Here is a 230-nt window from a genome sequence, read left to right on the forward strand (position 1 = left end):
TGAAGAAGAGCGTGGTGTTGGCGAACTCACCGTTGTGCGGATGTGACAGTGTAAAGGGTTCGCCGTTTTTCACGCCTGATACGACCCCGTCTCCTATATGTCCGACGATCCATCGTCCCGAGGAGAGGTGATGGGCGACAAAGAGCAGTGTGGCGGCGAAATCACCGATGGAGACCAGTCCGAGTGCGGGAAGGTACCGCAGGGCGATCCGCATGCGCAGGCGCATGGGA

The 230-nt window shown here is 59.1% G+C and carries 1 protein-coding gene; it reads right to left on the reverse strand.

The annotated features are described in order from the left end of the window. Positions 1–230, reverse strand: a 230-nt coding sequence (locus Q1K24_RS09710; protein ID WP_300369520.1) for a protein phosphatase 2C domain-containing protein, incomplete at both ends; no start/stop codon positions are given.

This window comes from Hydrogenimonas sp. (assembly GCF_029932565.1).
In the GTDB taxonomy this organism is placed as follows: Bacteria; Campylobacterota; Campylobacteria; order Campylobacterales; family Hydrogenimonadaceae; genus Hydrogenimonas.